Source organism: Streptomyces sp. NBC_00539 (assembly GCF_036346105.1).
Taxonomy (GTDB): Bacteria; Actinomycetota; Actinomycetes; order Streptomycetales; family Streptomycetaceae; genus Streptomyces.
In genome coordinates this window covers 2767120-2781208 of sequence record NZ_CP107811.1, presented here as the reverse complement: position 1 = coordinate 2781208, position 14089 = coordinate 2767120, and the positions used below count along the sequence as shown (strand labels likewise).

The following is a 14089-nucleotide window of genomic DNA, read 5'->3' as shown; positions in this document are numbered from 1 at the left end:
ACGCGGCGGTGCGGTGGCCGGGTGCGGTGCCGCTGCGCGGGACGTCGCGCCGCCGCACCGGGCGTCGCGGGGCGCAGCCCCGCACCTCGGACTGCGAGCCCCCTCGCCGGCCGGGCCGGTTCCGGGAGCACGCGAAGGCCCCCGCCCTTCCGGGCGGGGGCCTTCGCGTGGCGGATCAGTCCTTGATCTCGCAGATGGTGGCGCCCGACGTCAGGGAGGCGCCGACCTCGGCCGTCAGGCCGACGATCGTGCCCGAGCGGTGCGCGTTCAGCGGCTGCTCCATCTTCATGGCCTCCAGGACGACGACCAGGTCGCCCTCGTTGACCTGCTGGCCCTCCTCCACGGCGATCTTGACGATCGTGCCCTGCATCGGGGACGCCAGCGTGTCGCCCGAGGCGGCCGGCCCCGACTTCTTCGCGGCGCGGCGCTTCGGCTTGGCACCGCCCGCTGCGGCCGTGCGGGCAAGCGTCATGCCCAGCGAGGACGGGAGGGAGACCTCCAGCCGCTTGCCGCCGACCTCGACCACCACGGTCTCGCGGCCCGGCTCCTCGTCGGCCTCCTCGGCGGCGGGCGCCGTGAAGGCCGGGATCTCGTTGACGAACTCGGTCTCGATCCACCGCGTGTGGATCTTGAACGGAGTGCCGTCGGTCGGGGCGAACGCCGGGTCGGCGACGACCGCGCGGTGGAACGGGATGGCGGTGGCCATGCCCTCCACCTCGAACTCCGCCAGGGCGCGGGCGGCGCGCTGGAGGGCCTGCTCGCGGGTGGCACCCGTGACGATCAGCTTGGCCAGCAGCGAGTCCCACGCCGGGCCGATGACCGAGCCCGACTCGACACCCGCGTCCAGGCGGACACCGGGGCCCGAGGGCGGGGCGAACTTCGTCACCGTGCCCGGGGCCGGCAGGAAGCCGCGGCCCGGGTCCTCGCCGTTGATGCGGAACTCGAAGGAGTGGCCGCGCAGCTGCGGGTCGTCGTAGCCGAGCGCCTCACCGTCGGCGATGCGGAACATCTCGCGCACGAGGTCGATGCCGGTGACCTCCTCGGTGACGGGGTGCTCGACCTGGAGGCGGGTGTTCACCTCGAGGAAGGAGATGGTGCCGTCGGTCCCCACGAGGAACTCGACGGTGCCGGCGCCCTGGTAGCCGGCCTCCTTGAGGATCGCCTTGGACGCCGCGTACAGCTCGGCGTTCTGCGCCTCGGTGAGGAACGGCGCGGGCGCCTCCTCGACGAGCTTCTGGTGGCGGCGCTGGAGCGAGCAGTCACGGGTGGAGACGACCACCACGTTGCCGTGCGAGTCGGCCAGGCACTGCGTCTCGACGTGGCGCGGCTTGTCGAGGTAGCGCTCCACGAAGCACTCGCCCCGGCCGAACGCGGCGACGGCCTCGCGCACGGCGGAGTCGTACAGCTCCGGGACCTCTTCGAGCGTGCGGGCGACCTTGAGGCCGCGACCGCCGCCACCGAAGGCGGCCTTGATGGCGATGGGCAGGCCGTGCTCCTCGGCGAAGGCCACGACCTCGTCGGCCCCGGACACCGGGTCCGGGGTGCCGGCCACCAGCGGGGCGCCGGCGCGCTGGGCGATGTGACGGGCGGCGACCTTGTCGCCGAGGTCGCGGATCGCCTGCGGCGGCGGGCCGATCCAGGTCAGGCCCGCGTCGAGAACGGCTTGGGCGAAGTCCGCGTTCTCGGACAGGAAGCCGTATCCGGGGTGGATGGCGTCAGCACCGGAGTCGGCTGCTGCCTGGAGGACCTTCTTGATGTCCAGGTAGCTGGCGGCCGGGGTGTCACCGCCCAACGCGAACGCTTCGTCTGCCGCGCGGACGTGCAGCGCGTCCCGGTCCGGGTCGGCGTAGACGGCTACGCTCGCGATCCCGGCATCCCGGCAGGCACGGGCAACGCGGACAGCGATTTCGCCACGGTTGGCGATGAGCACCTTGCGCACGATGGCTCCTCCTAGAAACAAGCTGAGTTTAGGGACAGCTGACACGGCCTTTCGACCCCTATCCGCAGGTGAGCTTCCCCACACAGAGCGTGATAGCGAGGCTTGCCCGAGCCCAGAAACCCTTGTGTCGCCCCAGGTCAGGGAGATCCCCGACTGCACAGTAACCCCGTGGCGCAGCCGAGGTCTCTGTTCACCGGGTCAGCGGCCCCTGGTGAATCTTTGTGGAGTCCCTACGAACGGCCTATGCATTCTTTGCGTGAGAGCCGTCACGCGGGCCCGTCGGCAACCAAGCTGCCCGCACCCCTTGTCCGCGCGTTTACCCATGAGTAGCCTCCAGGCGTCGAACAGGCTTCTGGATCCCGGCCTGTGGCTTCTGGGGATGGGGGCGTCGTGCTGCGCAGACTCGTGGCCGCACTGGCCGCGATCGTGCTCGTCGTGGAAGCGGCGGTGCTCGTTCTCGTGCACGTCGTGCTGGGGAAGGCGACGCAGAACCAGTCGATGTCGATCGCCGGCAGCGATCCGGAGCTGATGGCCCGGGCGACCTACGGCCTCGGGGCGGTGATGGGCGCCTTCCTGCTGCTCTGCGCCGTCCTGCTCGCCGTCCTCGCCGTACGGGACCGGGCGCCCGGCCGCTTCACCCGCGTGGTCCTGGTGGTCGCCGCCGTCACCCACGCGGTGCTCGGCGCCCTCGCCCTCGGGCTGGTGGGCTGGGGCGCCTTCGCCGCCCTGATGCTGGTCCTGTGCCTGCTCGTGCTGGCCCTGATGCTCTACGCCGCGCCACCCGTGGAGGACGCCCCAGACGTCCAGGACGCCCCGCCGACCGGGTCAGGGGGGCTCAGGCCCACAAATCCGTGAGGGACACGCCCAGTTCGGCCAGCAGGGAGCGCAGCAGGGGCAGGGAGATGCCGATCACGTTGCCGTGGTCCCCGTCGATGCCGTCGATGAAGGGCGCCGACAGGCCGTCCAGGGTGAAGGCGCCCGCCACGTGCAGCGGCTCACCGCTGGCCACGTACGCGGCGACCTCCGCGTCCGTCGGCTCGCCGAAGCGGACCGTCGTGGACGCCGTGGCCGAAACCTGACGGCCGCTCGCCGTGTCGATCACGCAGTGCCCGGTGCGCAGCACCCCGGCCCGGCCCCGCATCGACTTCCAGCGGGCCGTTGCCTCCTCGGCGTCGGCCGGCTTGCCGAGCGCCTCCCCGTCGAGCTCCAGGACGGAGTCGCAGCCGATCACCAGCGCCCCCGCGGCCTCGTCCAGCGCCGCCACCACGCCGGCCTTCGCCTCGGCCAGTGCGAGCGCCAGCTCGGACGGCGTGTCGGCGGAGAGGGTGTCCTCGTCGAAGCCGCTGACGATCACGTGCGGGGCGAGCCCCGCCTGCCGCAGCAGGTTCAGCCGGGCGGGTGAGGCGGAGGCGAGGACGAGGGAGCGGGGCGCGGCAGCAGTCATGCCAGCCATCGTAGGGGGCCCGCGGGCGGGCGTGCGGACGGCTCCGGAGGGGCCCCGGAACCCGCCTCAGAACGGGCCGACGCCGAGGACGTACACCACGACGACCATGGCGAGGGCGAGCACCACCATGAGCCGCCGGAGCATGGCTTGCGCGTCGCGCATGTCCTTCGGCGGCTCGTCCTTCGGGTCTGACCAGAGCATCCTCCGATCCTTGCCCCACGCAGGACGGTGGCGCCTGAGTACGCGTACTCAAGCGCCACCGTCCGTTCACGCCATCTTTCGCAACGCCGGCCTGCGCGTCCCCGCGCGGCCCCTGCGCCCGTACACGGTCCGTACCCGGTCCCTGTACGGGTCCCACGCGGGTCCTAAGCGGGCCAGTACGTACGGCCCCAGGCGCGCGGACCCGGCTGGGGCAGCGTCCGGCGCGCCACCCGCGCGGGCGCCGACCACTCGTCCGGCACCCCGGGCGCGCCCGACGGCGCGGAAGCCAGCGCCGCCGCGCGCGCTTGGACCACCGCCAGTGCGGCGGCCAGCTCCTCCGGCGTCGGATTCCCCTTGACGACCTTGATCACCACAGGACTGACCTCCTAGAGGGGGATGTTGCCGTGCTTCTTCGGGGGCAGGGACTCCCGCTTGGTCCGCAGCTGCCGCAGCCCCTTCACCACGTGTGCCCGGGTCTCCGACGGCATGGCCACCGCGTCGATGTACCCGCGCTCGGCGGCGGTGTACGGGTTCAGCAGGGTGTCCTCGTACTCGGCGATCAGCCGGGCCCGCGTCTCCTCCCCCTGACCGGCGGCCTCGGCCTCGGCGATCGTGCGGCGGTGCAGGATGTTCACCGCGCCCTGCGCGCCCATGACGGCGATCTGCGCGGTCGGCCAGGCCAGGTTCAGGTCCGCGCCGAGGTGCTTGGAGCCCATGACGTCGTACGCACCGCCGAAGGCCTTGCGGGTGATGACGGTGATCAGGGGGACGGTGGCCTCGGCGTAGGCGTAGATCAGCTTCGCGCCGCGCCGGATGATTCCGTTGTACTCCTGGTCGGTGCCCGGCAGGAAGCCCGGTACGTCCACGAACGTCAGCACCGGGATGTTGAAGGCGTCGCAGGTCCGCACGAAGCGGGCGGCCTTCTCGGAGGCGTTGATGTCCAGGCAGCCGGCGAACTGCATCGGCTGGTTCGCGACGATGCCCACCGGGTGGCCCTCGACGCGGCCGAAGCCGGTGAGGATGTTCGGCGCGAACAGCGACTGCGTCTCCAGGAACTCGCCGTCGTCGACGACGTGCTCGATCACCGTGTGCATGTCGTACGGCTGGTTCGCGCTGTCCGGGATCAGTACGTCCAGCTCGCGGTCGAGGTCGGAGACCTCGGTGTCCGCCTCCTCGGGGAAGGCGGGCGCCTCGGAGAGGTTGTTGGACGGCAGGTAGGCCAGGAGTGACTTGACGTACTCGATGGCGTCCTTCTCGTCCCCGGCCATGTGGTGGGCGACACCCGAGGTGGAGTTGTGGGTGCGGGCGCCGCCGAGCTCCTCGAAGCCCACGTCCTCGCCGGTGACCGTCTTGATGACGTCCGGGCCGGTGATGAACATGTGCGAGGTCTGGTCGACCATCACGGTGAAGTCGGTGATGGCGGGGGAGTACACGGCGCCGCCGGCGCAGGGGCCCACGACGAGGCTGATCTGCGGGATCACGCCCGACGCGTGGACGTTGCGGCGGAAGATCTCGCCGTACATGCCGAGCGCGCTGACGCCCTCCTGGATGCGGGCGCCGCCGGAGTCGTTGATGCCGATGACCGGGCAGCCGGTCTTCAGCGCGAAGTCCATCACCTTGATGATCTTCTGGCCGTAGACCTCGCCGAGGGCCCCGCCGAAGACGGTGAAGTCCTGCGAGAACACGGCCACCGGCCGGCCGTCGACCGTGCCGTAGCCGGTCACGACGCCGTCGCCGTAGGGGCGGGTCTGCTCCAGCCCGAAGTTGGTCGAGCGGTGCCGGGCGAACTCGTCGAGCTCGACGAAGGACCCCTCGTCCAGCAGCAGACCGATCCGCTCACGCGCCGTCAGCTTCCCCTTGGCGTGCTGCTTCTCCACCGCCCGCGCGGACCCGGCGTGGGTGGCTTCGTCGATCCGGCGCTGCAGATCCGCGATCTTCCCCGCGGTGGTGTGCATGTCGATCGGCTCTGAGGGTTGTGACATCGGGGCGCGGCTCCCTGTGTGGTGTCAACTGCCTGGTCAATTGATGGACTGCTGCTGGCTACTCGTGCGTAGCGTATCGGCGGGCATGGCGCTCGGCAGTGCGGCGTTTGACACACCTACTGTGGGTTGCATGACGCCATCAGATGCATCAGGAGGAACTCCCTCGGGAGCTTCCGCGGGACGTTGGTCCAGCCTGGACCGGCCGCCGTTGAATGCCGCCGCCTTGCGGCGGCATCTCGTGGGGGAGGGGTTGTGGAGTTCGCTGGAGGTGGTTTCGTCCACCGGGTCCACGAACACCGATCTCGCCGCGCGGGCCGGGGAGCTGGGCGAGGGAGCCGTGCTCGTCGCCGAGGAGCAGAGCGCCGGGCGCGGGCGGCTGGACCGGAGCTGGGTCGCGCCCGCCCGGTCCGGGCTGTTCTTCTCGGTGCTGCTCAAGCCCGGCCCCGGGGTGCCCGAGGAGCGGTGGGGGTGGCTGACCCTGCTCGCCGGGGTGGCCACCGCGACCGGACTGTCCCGGGCGGCGGGCGTCGACACCGCCCTCAAGTGGCCGAACGACCTGCTGGTCACCGTCGAGGGCGAGGAGCGCAAGGCGGGCGGCATCCTCTCCGAGCGCGTCGGTGACGGGGTCGTCGTCGGCATCGGGCTGAACGTCACCCTCACCGAGGACGAGCTGCCCGTCGACACCGCGGGCTCCCTCGCCCTCGCCAAGGCCACCGTCACCGACCGGGAACCGCTGCTCAAGGCCGTACTGCGCTCCCTGGAGCAGTGGTACGAGACCTGGCGCGCGGCGGGCGGCGATCCGGCGGCCAGCGGCCTCCAGGAGACGTACGCGGCGGGCTGCGCGACGCTGGGCCGGCACGTCCGGGCGGACCTGCCCGGCGGCCGCACGATCACCGGGACGGCCGAAGCGGTCGACGCGGAAGGGCGGCTCGTGATCCGCACGGCGCAGGACGAGCGGCTGGCCGTGGGGGCCGGGGACGTGGTCCACCTGCGGTCGGTCCACTAGCGGCCGGGCGGCCCGGCCGGGCGGGCGGAGCGGGGAGTGAGCTACGGCACACCTGCCGTATGGTTTTGGGGGCAGCACCCAGCGGTAGCCGGCGAAGGTCCCGGTCCATGCGGTGATCAACCGGTTCGGTAGTCGGAATTGCGTACGGAATGGACAGGAGGCGGCCCTTGACCGTCGACGACCCTACGTCCGGCGCGTCCGGGTCCGGCGCAGGTGCGACCCAGGCCGGTTCGGGCACCACCCCGATCGGGCGGGACCAGCACACTCCCCACCACGAGGTGGACCACACGGTCCAGCCGACGGCCGACCCGCTGGCCATCCGCCTGGAGCAGCTGATCCTGGGCGCCGAGCGCCGGTACACCCCCTTCCAGGCCGCCCGCAGCGCCGGGGTGTCGATGGAGCTCGCCTCCCGCTTCTGGCGGGCCATGGGCTTCGCGGACATCGGCCAGGCCAAGGCCCTCACGGAGGCGGACGTACTGGCGCTGCGCCGACTCGCCGGTCTGGTGGAGGCCGGGCTGCTGAGCGAGCCGATGGCGGTGCAGGTCGCGCGGTCCACCGGGCAGACCACCGCCCGGCTGGCGGAATGGCAGATCGACTCCTTCCTGGAGGGGCTGACGGAGCCGCCGGAGCCGGGAATGACCCGTACGGAGGTCACGTACCCGCTGGTCGAGCTGCTGCTGCCGGAGCTGGAGGAGTTCCTCGTCTACGTGTGGCGGCGCCAGCTGGCGGCCGCGACCGGGCGCGTGGTGCAGGTGGCGGACGACGAGGAGATGGTCGACCGGCGGCTCGCGGTGGGCTTCGCGGACCTGGTGGGCTTCACCCGGCTGACCCGGCGGCTGGAGGAGGAGGAGCTCGGCGAGCTGGTCGAGGCCTTCGAGACGACGGCGGCGGACCTGATCGCCGCGCACGGCGGACGGCTGATCAAGACGCTGGGCGACGAGGTGCTGTACGCGGCGGACGACGCGGCGACGGCGGCGGAGATCGCGATGCGGCTGATCGAGACGATGGAGGCGGACCCGCAGATGCCGGAGCTGCGGGTCGGGATCGCGTTCGGGACGGTGACGACCCGGATGGGCGACGTCTTCGGGACGACGGTGAACCTGGCGAGCCGGCTGACGTCCATAGCCCCCAAGAACGCGGTGCTGGTGGACGGGGCCATGGCCGAGGAACTCGGCCGGACGGGCGCCGCGCCGGTCTCGGAGAAGGAGTCCGAGTCGGAGGAGGGCGGCGGAACCTACCGGTTCGCGCTCCAGCCGATGTGGCAGCGTCCGGTGCGCGGGCTCGGGGTCGTGGAGCCCTGGTCGCTGACGCGGCGGACGCCTAGGATCCCCGGGTAACGTTCGTTAACCGGGAGGGCTGTCCTGTGGCGTCGAAGAGCGTGGCGGCGGAGACCGTGGAGTCGGAGTTCCTGGCCGTGCGCCGGCATGAGGACGGGGTCGCCGAGCTGGTCCTGGACCGGCCCAAGGCGATGAACGCGGTGTCGACGGGCATGGCCCGGGCCATCGGGGACGCGTGCGCGCGGCTGGCGGCGGACGCCTCGGTACGGGTGGTCGTGCTGTCCTCGGCGGTGGACCGGGCGTTTTGCGTGGGCGCCGACCTCAAGGAGCGCAACGCGATGTCGGACGCCGAGCTGGTGCGGCAGCGGCCGACGACGCGGGGTGCGTACGGGGGCGTGCTGGAGCTGCCGATGCCGACGATCGCGGCGGTGCACGGCTTCGCGCTCGGCGGCGGCTTCGAGCTCGCGCTGGCCTGCGATGTGATCGTGGCCGACGAGACCGCCGTGGTCGGCCTGCCGGAGGTGTCGGTCGGGGTGATCCCGGGCGGCGGCGGCACGCAGCTGCTGCCCAGGCGGGTCGGTGCGGCCCGCGCGGCGGAGCTCATCTTCACGGCGCGCCGGGTGGAGGCGCCGGAGGCGCTGGAGCTGGGTCTGGTGGACTCGGTGGTCGCGGCCGGCACGGACCGCGCGGAGGCGCTGGCGCTGGCCGCCCGGATGGCGTCGAACTCGCCGGTCGGGCTGCGGGCGGCGAAGCGGGCGCTGCGGCTGGGGCACGGGATGGACCTGGCGGCCGGCCTGGAGATCGAGGACGCGGCGTGGCGGACGGTGGCCTTCTCCGGCGACCGGGCCGAGGGCGTGGCGGCGTTCAACGAGAAGCGCAGGCCCCAGTGGCCGGGTGTGTAGCGGGGCGCGTGAGCGTCGCGGGTGGCCGTGCGCGCAGCCGTGCGGGTAGTGGCGCGGGTGGCCGGCGTGTGGTCCGCTCGGCAGCCGTGATCTTGGCCGGTCCGGAAAATCGCGGCGATTGTCACCAAATCGGATAGAACTCCCTAACCTGTTGTGATGGGAGTTGACGGGCGGCTTCGGGCCGTCGTGGGCCTCGCGCAGGCCATGGCCGCGGCGTGCGCGCCACGGGACAGCGTGCGGGCGGCCGCGCGGGGCGCCCGGCTGGCCATGGACGGGTCGTTCGCCGCCATCTCCGCCTGGGAGCGCGAGCACGGCCGGCTGCGCGTCCTCGTGAACGAAGGCGAGCGGCGGGCGGGGGAGGAGGAGTTCCCCGAGGACGAGTCCTACCCCGTCCACGAATTCCCCGAGATCACCGAGTTCCTGCACGAGCGCTGGGTCGGCGGCGCCGGCCCCCACGCCTGGGTCGAGGCCGCGGGCGGCGGCCGCCCGGGCAGGCGCGGCGAAGCGCTGCGCCGGCGCGGACGCGGCACCTGCGTGGTCGCGCCGATCGTGCTCAGCGGCCGGGCCTGGGGGGAGCTGTACGTCGCCCGGGACGAGGGCCTGCCCGACTTCGACGAGGACGACGCGGAGTTCGCGACCGTACTGGCCGCCGTCGTGGCCGCCGGGCTCGCGCAGAACGAGCGCCTCGAAGAGGCCCGGCGCCTGGCGTTCACCGACCCGCTGACGGGACTGGCCAACCGGCGGGCCGTCGACATGCGGCTCGACGAGGCCCTGGAGGAGCACCGGCGCAGCGGCGCCGTGGTCAGTCTCGTGGTATGTGACCTGAACGGGCTCAAGCGGGTCAACGACACCCTCGGCCACGCCATGGGGGACCGGCTGCTGGAGCGGTTCGGGTCCGTGCTGAGCCTGTGCGGGGCCATACTGCCCGGTGCGCTCGTGGCCAGGCTCGGTGGTGACGAGTTCTGCCTGGTCAGCGTCGGTCCGTCGGCGGACGAGGTGGTGCGGGTGACCGAGGAGGTGTGCCTGCGCGCCGCCGAGCTGGAACTGGGCGAGGGGGTGGCTTGCGGGGTCGCCTCCACGGGGGACCCGATCGGGCCGGTGAAGTCCTCGCGGCGGCTGTTCCGGCTCGCCGACGCGGCCCAGTACAAGGCCAAGGCCGCGCGCTCGCGGGGGCCCGTGGTGGCCGGCCGGGACAGCGCGGTGGTGCGGCTCGCCGACGCGGCACAGGCCGGCCGGGGGGAGCGGCGCCGGTTCCGCGGCAGGGCGTAGCAGCCTGTAACGACTGCTCCACCAAGTTGCTAGTGACATGAAGAGATTCAGTCCGTAGGCTGCTGAATATGGATATGCACACTGTCGTGGTGGGAACGTCCGGGACCACCGCCGAGGACGTCATCGCCGTCGCCCGCGGCAACGCGCGGGTCGAGCTGTCCGGCGAGGCGCTGGACGCCCTGGCCCGCGCCCGCGAGATCGTCGACGCGCTCGCCGCCAAGCCCGAGCCGGTCTACGGGGTCTCCACCGGCTTCGGCGCCCTCGCCTCCCGGCACATCAGCCCCGAGCTGCGCGCCCAGCTCCAGCGGAACATCGTCCGCTCGCACGCCGCCGGCATGGGCCCGCGCGTCGAGCGCGAGGTCGTGCGCGCCCTGATGTTCCTGCGGCTCAAGACCGTGGCCTCCGGGTACACCGGCGTCCGGCCCTCCGTCGCGCAGACGATGGCCGACGTACTGAACGCCGGGATCACGCCGGTCGTGCACGAGTACGGCTCCCTCGGCTGCTCCGGGGACCTCGCCCCGCTCTCCCACTGCGCCCTCACCCTCATGGGCGAAGGCGACGCGGAGGGCCCCGACGGGGTCGTGCGCCCGGCGGGCGAGCTGCTCGCCGAAGCCGGGATCGAGCCGGTCGAGCTGCGCGAGAAGGAGGGCCTGGCCCTCCTCAACGGCACCGACGGCATGCTCGGCATGCTGATCATGGCCCTCGCCGACCTCGGCAAGCTGTACACCTCCGCCGACATCACCGCCGCGCTGACCCTGGAGGCGCTGCTCGGCACCGAGAAGGTGCTCGCGCCCGAGCTGCACGCCATCCGCCCGCACCCCGGGCAGGGCGCCTCCGCCGCCAACATGGCCGCCGTCCTGGAGGGCTCGGGCCTGGTCCGGCACTACCAGGAGGAGACCGCCCCGCGCGTCCAGGACGCCTACTCGGTGCGCTGCGCCCCGCAGGTGGCCGGCGCCGGCCGCGACACCATGGCGCACGCCGCCCTGGTGGCCTCGCGCGAGCTGGCCTCGGCCGTCGACAACCCGGTGGTGCTGCCCGACGGCCGGGTCGAGTCCAACGGCAACTTCCACGGCGCGCCCGTGGCGTACGTACTGGACTTCCTGGCCATCGCCGCCGCAGACCTGGGCTCCATCGCCGAGCGCCGCACCGACCGGCTGCTCGACAAGAACCGCTCGCACGGCCTGCCGCCGTTCCTGGCGGACGACGCCGGCGTCGACTCCGGTCTGATGATCGCCCAGTACACGCAGGCCGCTCTGGTCAGCGAGATGAAGCGGCTCGCGGTCCCCGCCTCCGCCGACTCGATCCCCTCCTCCGCCATGCAGGAGGACCACGTCTCCATGGGGTGGTCGGGCGCGCGCAAGCTCCGTACCGCGATCGACAACCTGACCCGGATCGTCGCGATCGAGCTGTACGCGGCCACCCGCGCGATCGAGCTGCGCCACGGGCTCACCCCGTCCCCGGCCAGCCGGGCCGCCATCGCGGCGGTGCGGGAGGCAGGCGTCCAGGGCCCCGGGCCGGATCGTTTCCTCGCCCCCGACCTGGCCGCAGCCGACGCGTTCGTGCGCTCCGGTGCGCTCGTCGACGCCGTGGAAGCGGTCACCGGTCCGCTCGCCTGAGCACGACCTGACGTGAGCACGACCTGACGCGACGAGGGCCGCGTCCGGGACTCCCCCGGGCGCGGCCCTTTCGCGTGCGCCGGTGCGCCGCCTACTGCGCGCGTGAGCGGCGTACGGAGAAGGTGACGAAGCCGGCGCCCACGCCCAGGAAGAGCGTGCCGCCCAGCAGGTAGGGGCTGGTGTCGACGCTGCCGGTGTCGGCGAGCGAGAGGGGCAGGGCGGCGGCCTCGCGGGGCGCCGAGGCGTCCACGACCGCGGCGGTGTCGGTGAGGGTGGCCCGGTTCTCCTGGGCGGGCAGGCTCCGCTGGTCGGACAGGCCGGAGCGGACCGGCGTCCGGTCCGGTGCGGTGGCGTTCGCCGAGGGCACGAACCAGAGGGCGGCGAGGAGGGTGGTCGCTCCGAGAGCGGTGAGCAGCGATCGACGTGCGGACACGGTGCGATCCCCCTTGTGGCAGCAGCGAATTGGCCGTGTGCGCCGATGCTAGTGAAAGGGGCGGGTCGTGGGAAAGTCGGGACAGGTTCGGGGCTTACTCTCCGTCGTATGAACTCTTCTGACACCTCACGGTACGTACGACTTCGGGTGGATTTGGTCCTTGAAGTGACCGACACCACAGCACTCACCGGCGCCGCCCTCGCCCACATCAAGGCCGACGAGTTCATGCCGGACGAGGAGCGCGGCCACGCCGAGTCGGCGGTGGGCGAGGACGAGTCGGAGGCGCTGGCCTACCTCGTCGACCCCACTGACCTGGTCGCGGAGATCCCCGGGGTGGATCTGGCGCAGGCTTCCTGGAGCAGTGAGCCCGTCGAATACGACCCCGAGTCCATGGAGTGGGACATGGACGAGGAAGATGGGGACTTCGACGAAGAGGTGACCGACAACGCCTGACCGTGGGGTTGCCCACATCCCAACGGAATGTGGAACCGAAACGGGCCGTTCACGCGTTGTCACAACCGTGGGCAGGGGGCATGGCCTCCTGCCCGGTGGGTACCTTTCAGCGGCAGCTGGGAGGGAGCTCGGGGGTTCCGGCAACGATGGAGTGGCGTGTGAGGACGGACAGCAAGCGGCGGAAGAGGTCCCTGGTGGCCATTTCCGCCGTCCTCGGTGGCGTACTGGTGCTTTCGGCGTGCGACGGCGGAGGTGACCAGCCAAAGGGCAACGGCCAGGCGTCGGGCAAGTCGCAGGCCGATGTCGACGCGGCGGCGGCCAAGGACGCCTCGAAGGCCCGAATAGCCATCACGCCCAAGGACGGCGCCACCAACATCGGCCTGAACGACGCCACGAGCGTGACCGTCAGTGACGGCACCCTCACCAAGGTCGAGCTCAAGAGCTCCGACGGCGCGGACGTGCCGGGCAAGATAGCCGCCGACGGCAAGAGCTGGAAGCCGGACGCCGCCCTCAAGCGCTCGACCAAGTACGCCCTGTCGGCGAGCGCCAAGGACGAGGCGGGTCACGAGGCGCACGAGAACGCCTCCTTCACCACCGTCTCCCCGGAGAACAGCTTCATCGGCTCGTTCGTGCCGGACGAGGGCCAGACCGTCGGCGTGGGCATGCCGGTCTCGATCACCTTCAACAAGCCGATCAAGGACCAGAAGGCCGTCCAGGCCGCCATCAACGTCTCCTCCAGCAGCGGCCAGGAAGTGGTCGGCCACTGGTTCGACGCGCAGCGGCTGGACTTCCGGCCGGAGCAGTACTGGCAGGCGAACTCCACCGTCACGCTCAAGCTCGCGCTGGACGGCGTCCAGGGCGCCCCGGGCATCAAGGGCGTCCAGAGCAAGACCGTCACCTTCAAGATCGGCCGGAGCCAGGTCTCCACGGTCGACGCGAAGACCAAGAAGATGACGGTCACCCGCGACGGCCAGGTCATCAAGACCATCCCGATCTCGGCCGGCTCCCCCGCGAACCCGACGTACAACGGCCAGATGGTGATCTCCGAGAAGTTCAAGGAGACCCGGATGGACGGCGCCACCGTCGGCTTCAAGAACGGCGAGGGCAAGGGCGAGTACGACATCAAGGACGTCCCGCACGCGATGCGGCTGTCCACCTCGGGCACGTTCATCCACGGCAACTACTGGGGATCGGACTCGATCTTCGGCAACGTCAACACCAGTCACGGCTGTGTCGGCCTGAACGACACCCAGGGCGCCAACGACCCGAACACCGCGGGCGCGTGGTTCTTCGACAACTCGCTCATCGGCGACGTGGTCACCGTCGTCAACTCCCCCGACAAGACCATCAAGCCCGACAACGGGCTCAACGGCTGGAACATGAGCTGGGCGGAGTGGAAGGCCGGCACGGCCTCCTGACGCGCCGACCGGCTGCGCCGGCGCCGGACGCGCCGACGCGTAGGCGTGTGTGAACGGCGGGGAACCCTGACGGGTTCCCCGCCGTTCGCCGTTCTCATCCGACTCTTATCCGCGGCTTACCCGGCCATCAGGGGCGCTGCCTACGTTCG

At 71.9% G+C, this 14089-nt stretch carries 14 protein-coding genes; 8 read left to right on the top strand and 6 right to left on the bottom strand.

Translation table 11 applies throughout. The features are described from left to right. Positions 1-175: 175 nt before the first annotated feature. Positions 176-1939 carry an acetyl/propionyl/methylcrotonyl-CoA carboxylase subunit alpha gene (locus OG861_RS12140; protein ID WP_329197758.1) on the bottom strand — a complete coding sequence of 588 codons (1764 nt, stop codon included), beginning with the start codon at positions 1937-1939 and terminating at the stop codon, positions 176-178. A gap of 390 nt (positions 1940-2329) precedes the next feature. On the opposite strand from OG861_RS12140, the gene OG861_RS12135 reads away from it, so the two are divergent. Then, positions 2330-2794 carry a hypothetical protein gene (locus tag OG861_RS12135; RefSeq protein ID WP_329197760.1) on the top strand — a complete coding sequence of 155 codons (465 nt, stop codon included), beginning with the start codon at positions 2330-2332 and terminating at the stop codon, positions 2792-2794. Here OG861_RS12135 and OG861_RS12130 read toward each other — a convergent pair. The 4 genes from OG861_RS12130 to OG861_RS12115 all read right to left on the bottom strand — a co-directional run bounded on the left by OG861_RS12130 (position 2775) and on the right by OG861_RS12115 (position 5566). Next, on the bottom strand, positions 2775-3383 hold the full coding sequence (locus OG861_RS12130; RefSeq protein ID WP_329197762.1) for a Maf family protein: 609 nt from the start codon (positions 3381-3383) through the stop codon (positions 2775-2777). The genes OG861_RS12135 and OG861_RS12130 overlap by 20 nt on opposite strands. Positions 3384-3449: 66 nt before the next feature. Next, entirely contained in the window at positions 3450-3584 is a 135-nt protein-coding gene (gene mmpB / locus OG861_RS12125; protein ID WP_329197764.1) for a morphogenic membrane protein MmpB, read from the bottom strand. A gap of 164 nt (positions 3585-3748) precedes the next feature. Then, positions 3749-3955: an acyl-CoA carboxylase epsilon subunit gene (locus OG861_RS12120; RefSeq protein WP_190183608.1), complete on the bottom strand. Its 207-nt coding sequence runs from the start codon at positions 3953-3955 to the stop codon at positions 3749-3751. A 15-nt stretch (positions 3956-3970) separates the two neighbouring features. Next, positions 3971-5566: an acyl-CoA carboxylase subunit beta gene (locus OG861_RS12115; RefSeq protein ID WP_329197766.1), complete on the bottom strand. Its 1596-nt coding sequence runs from the start codon at positions 5564-5566 to the stop codon at positions 3971-3973. Between the two features lie 130 nt (positions 5567-5696). Between OG861_RS12115 and OG861_RS12110 the strand changes: the two genes are divergently transcribed. The 5 genes from OG861_RS12110 (at position 5697) to hutH (ending at position 11636) form a co-directional block, all read left to right on the top strand. Further along, the gene (locus tag OG861_RS12110) at positions 5697-6572 is read left to right on the top strand and encodes a biotin--[acetyl-CoA-carboxylase] ligase (protein ID WP_329197768.1); all 876 of its coding nucleotides are present in this window, start codon (positions 5697-5699) and stop codon (positions 6570-6572) included. 167 nt (positions 6573-6739) lie between these two features. Further along, a complete protein-coding gene (locus tag OG861_RS12105) occupies positions 6740-7909 on the top strand; it encodes an adenylate/guanylate cyclase domain-containing protein (protein ID WP_329197770.1) in 1170 nt (389 codons plus the stop codon). A gap of 26 nt (positions 7910-7935) precedes the next feature. Next, on the top strand, positions 7936-8751 hold the full coding sequence (locus OG861_RS12100) for an enoyl-CoA hydratase/isomerase family protein (RefSeq protein WP_443056588.1): 816 nt from the start codon (positions 7936-7938) through the stop codon (positions 8749-8751). 156 nt (positions 8752-8907) lie between these two features. Next, complete coding sequence (locus tag OG861_RS12095; RefSeq protein ID WP_330261700.1) at positions 8908-10020, top strand: GGDEF domain-containing protein; 1113 nt, start codon at positions 8908-8910, stop codon at positions 10018-10020. Positions 10021-10094: 74 nt separating this feature from the next. Next, the gene (gene hutH, locus OG861_RS12090) at positions 10095-11636 is read left to right on the top strand and encodes a histidine ammonia-lyase (RefSeq protein WP_329202407.1); all 1542 of its coding nucleotides are present in this window, start codon (positions 10095-10097) and stop codon (positions 11634-11636) included. 91 nt (positions 11637-11727) lie between these two features. Here hutH and OG861_RS12085 read toward each other — a convergent pair whose 3' ends face one another. Next, positions 11728-12069 (bottom strand): hypothetical protein, encoded by a 342-nt coding sequence (locus OG861_RS12085; protein WP_329197774.1) that lies wholly within the window; start codon positions 12067-12069, stop codon positions 11728-11730. A gap of 165 nt (positions 12070-12234) precedes the next feature. Here OG861_RS12085 and OG861_RS12080 point away from each other — a divergent pair, with 165 nt between their 5' ends. After that, positions 12235-12522: a hypothetical protein gene (locus tag OG861_RS12080; protein WP_329197776.1), complete on the top strand. Its 288-nt coding sequence runs from the start codon at positions 12235-12237 to the stop codon at positions 12520-12522. A 146-nt stretch (positions 12523-12668) separates the two neighbouring features. Beyond that, positions 12669-13940, top strand: coding sequence for a L,D-transpeptidase (locus OG861_RS12075; protein WP_329197778.1), 1272 nt, complete (start codon positions 12669-12671; stop codon positions 13938-13940). The last annotated feature ends 149 nt before the right edge of the window (positions 13941-14089 follow it).